Genomic DNA, 2,924 nt, shown 5'->3' with positions numbered 1-2,924 from the left:
TACTGATTGCATAATCAATATTCGATTCCTGATTATCAAACGGTTCTTTAGCTAATGTCAATTTAGCGACACATTCACATAAAGAAATAATACCGATATTTTTATCTGGATATTTTTGTCTTAATTTTTTTGCTGCTATTTCAACGGGATAATCATAAGGTAATAAATGATCAATCAAAGTCGGATATTCACTTATAATTAATTTATTTACCGTTGGACAAAATGAAGTCAACATTGGTAAATGCTTACCTTGACTATCTTCTAAAGCCTGTTTATAAAGAAAGCCTTCAATATCACTATATTGAACTACTTCATCAAAGCCAAACTTTTTGATTGCAGCTACCGTATTTTCAACTTCCTGATAATTCTTTAAATCCGATAAAATCGCTGTTGGCAGTAAAGCAATATTATAATCATGTTGGTTTAAACAATTTTCTAAATCAATACTTTTAGTTTTTAAAATTTTCTGGTCACATGCCTGAATACAAATATCACAATTGATACACTTGTCCTGGTCAATAATTACCTGTTTATTTACAATTGAAATCGCATCAACGGGACAGGACTTGACACATTTAATACATTTTTGGCAGGTATTACCTAAATAAGTAATTACTGGTTTCATTTAAATGTCATCTTAATATGTGTACCTTCTGATGATGAAGAAATTTCAAAAGTAGAAGCTACACTTTTCATATTATATAGTCCCATTCCGGCACCAAAACCTAATTCACGGGCTTTAGGTGAGGCGGTTGAATAACCAGGAGTTAAAGCTAATTCAATATCTTCAATTCCAGGGCCAATATCATCGAATGATAAATGAATCACACCTTCATCATCGATTTCAAAAGTAACGGTACCGCCATCAGAGTGAATGGCAATATTTATTTCAGCTTCATAGCAGGCAATCGCAACTGCTTTTAAAACTTTACGATCAATTCCTAGAGCCTTTAAAGTTCTTTTAATATCGCTAGAAGCTGTTCCAGCATCCTGGTAATTATCTTTAATAACTTGATAAGTTTTTTTCATCGCCGCATTCCTGCTTCATATAACTTACCACAAGTTTCAAACATTGCTTCATCGGTTTGAAACAAATTGATATGCAATTTTTTAGCCATTTCCACAATTGACATATCTAACGGTTTTCCCCGAACGAATAAGATCGTTTCAATATCTAAAACCTCGGCAGTACGTAATGATTGAACATTGGCTAGACCAGTAATAAATAAAACATCCTCAGTTTCATTTTTCAACAAGGCTAAAGCATCTGACATTAAATCAGTGGCAAAAGCTTTGTCATAATTTTTTTGATAAATCGAAGTATCATCAACATAAATTTCCCGAGCATTTAATAAACTCGTTATTTCTTTAACTAGCATTGGCTTCTTCTTTCAAATAATCTAAGACAAGCATTTTGAGATCTTCTAGCTGTTTAGAACAACCAAAAACTGTCCCGTCAACACTAACTACTGGAGCTAATCCACAAGCTCCTACACAACGTGTTGCATCAATTGAAAAAAGTCCATCTTCACTAGTTGAATTTACTTCGCATCCCGTCATCTCACAAAGCAAGTCTAGAATTGTCTGGGAACCATTAACATAACAAGCTGTTCCTAAGCAAACGGAAATAACATGTTTTCCTTTAGGTTCAGTAGTAAATTGTGAATAAAAAGTTACTACTCCATATACCTTAGATACCGGTACGTTGATTGCCTTAGAAATCTTTTCCATAGCTTCAAAAGGAATATAGCCAAGACTTTCTTGAACTTCATGTAGCATTAACTTCATTGGACCTTTTTGGTCTTTGTATTTAGCAACTATTTCATCAATTTTATCTAAATACTCTTGTTTCAGCTTTTTCATTTTCACACCTCTTTCTTTTCATCATACTATTAATTATAACATACTTTGAAAGCGCTTTAAATAGATTATAAAAAAAGGGAACATATATTTAAATAATTATAGGCTTAGATATAAAAAGATATAACTAAATATTTTTTTGATAATAAAATATTTTAATCGATAAAATTATACAAAGAATTTTATTTGTGATAAAATTATTAAAATAGGAGGAAAAACGATGAATCTAATGCATTTAAAATATATCATTGAAGTCGCTCGGGCTGGTTCAATTAGTAAAGCGGCTAATAAGCTTTATATGAATCAGCCTCATTTAAGTAAAATTATCAAAGAATTTGAAGAACACATGCATATTAAGATCTTTGAACGTACTTCAAAAGGAGTAGTACCAACTAAAAAAGGGGCAGAGTTTATTGAACGGGCTAAAAAAATCATTATGCAAGTAGATGAAATGGAAGCATTATATTGTAATTATGACGAAAAATCATTGCATTTAGATGTTTGTGTACCCCGAGCTAGTTATATTGCTGATGCATTTTGTGAATATTTATCAAAAATAAATCTTATAGATAAAAAGATTACTGTAAATTATCGCGAAACAAATACTTTTGATACCATTAAAATGGTATCTGAGGGCGATGCTAATATTGGAATAATTCGTTTTTTTAATAATGAAAAGAAATATTTTACTGATTTGTTGAAATCTAAAGAATTAGAAGCTAAAGAACTTTATAGTTTCAACTACCAATTATTAGTATCTAATCAAAATCCATTAGTCTTTAAAGATCAAGTTTGTTTAAAAGACCTCGAACATCAAATAGCAATTAGTCATGGTGATGTTTCATTGCCAGATAATTTTATGAATAAACATCCTAGTCAAAAAGAAATTTTAATTTATGAACGGGCCATCCAATTGGAATTATTAAGTACTTTCCCTCATTGTTATATGTGGGTATCGCCAATGCCAGGTGATGTATTGCAGCGTTATAATTTAACGACTTTAAAGATCAATGATCATCAAAGTATTTGTCATGACTGGTTAATTGTCCGACAAGAATATCGCT

General features: G+C 31.0%; 5 protein-coding genes. 1 reads left to right on the top strand and 4 read right to left on the bottom strand.

Annotation, left to right across the window (positions count from 1 at the left end):
• From J7M77_RS14030 to J7M77_RS14015, 4 genes are all read right to left on the bottom strand, one after another.
• Nucleotides 1–625 (bottom strand): [Fe-Fe] hydrogenase large subunit C-terminal domain-containing protein (locus J7M77_RS14030; RefSeq protein ID WP_296879662.1); only part of this gene is annotated, 625 nt, incomplete at its 3' end.
• On the bottom strand, nucleotides 622–1,029 hold the full coding sequence (locus J7M77_RS14025; protein ID WP_296879660.1) for an ATP-binding protein: 408 nt from the start codon (nucleotides 1,027–1,029) through the stop codon (nucleotides 622–624). The genes J7M77_RS14030 and J7M77_RS14025, both read right to left, overlap by 4 nt.
• The gene (locus J7M77_RS14020; RefSeq protein ID WP_296879659.1) at nucleotides 1,026–1,379 is read right to left on the bottom strand and encodes a hypothetical protein; all 354 of its coding nucleotides are present in this window, start codon (nucleotides 1,377–1,379) and stop codon (nucleotides 1,026–1,028) included. Before J7M77_RS14020 ends, J7M77_RS14025 begins: the two co-directional genes overlap by 4 nt.
• Nucleotides 1,369–1,863: an NAD(P)H-dependent oxidoreductase subunit E gene (locus J7M77_RS14015; protein WP_296879657.1), complete on the bottom strand. Its 495-nt coding sequence runs from the start codon at nucleotides 1,861–1,863 to the stop codon at nucleotides 1,369–1,371. Before J7M77_RS14015 ends, J7M77_RS14020 begins: the two co-directional genes overlap by 11 nt.
• Before the next feature lie 217 nt (nucleotides 1,864–2,080).
• On the opposite strand from J7M77_RS14015, the gene J7M77_RS14010 reads away from it, so the two are divergent.
• Nucleotides 2,081–2,924, top strand: an 844-nt coding sequence (locus tag J7M77_RS14010) for a LysR family transcriptional regulator (protein WP_296879655.1), incomplete at its 3' end; no start/stop codon positions are given.

The sequence above is a fragment of the Thomasclavelia sp. genome (genome assembly GCF_017889095.1).
Taxonomy (GTDB): domain Bacteria; phylum Bacillota_I; class Bacilli_A; order Erysipelotrichales; family Coprobacillaceae; genus Thomasclavelia.
The sequence above is the reverse complement of the archived record's forward strand: the minus strand, read 5'-3'. Positions and strand labels throughout refer to the sequence as shown.